The sequence below is a fragment of the Cupriavidus sp. 01L45 genome, from assembly GCF_056399885.1.
This window is the reverse complement of sequence record NZ_JBFTSG010000181.1, coordinates 1-420: the sequence shown is the minus strand read 5'-3', so window position 1 is coordinate 420 and position 420 is coordinate 1. Positions and strand designations below refer to the sequence as shown.

The window sequence follows — 420 nt, the reverse complement described above, 5'->3', positions numbered from 1 at the left end:
GAGTCTGGGCTCTCGGAGCGACCCACGCGCGTGCGCACCTGGGCGCCGAAAGGTCAAACGCCAGTCATCCAGTTTCATTTCAACTGGAAACATGTCTCGGCCATCGCGGGCCTGAGTTATCACAACTGCCTGTTYCGCCTTTACGACGGCGCGATCAAGAGTGCACAGATCGTGGAGTTCCTCAAGGCGCTGCGCGCGCACCTCAAGCGCCGCCTGATGATCATCTGGGACGGCGCAGCGCAGCACAAGAGTCGCATCGTGCGCGACTACCTCGATAGCACTGGTGGGGCAGTGCAGATGGCCTTTGTCCCGCCCTACAGCCCGGACCTGAATCCAGTGGAGTATCTCTGGGCCTGGCTCAAGCGCCATGCCCTGGCCAACTTCTGCCCACACTCGCTCACCGAACTCAAAACGACCGCC

General features: G+C 61.6%; 1 protein-coding gene. It reads left to right on the top strand.

All coding sequences use genetic code 11. From position 1 onward, the window contains the following. Window positions 1-420 (top strand): IS630 family transposase (locus tag AC1DT6_RS40620; RefSeq protein WP_477115631.1); only part of this gene is annotated, 420 nt, incomplete at both ends.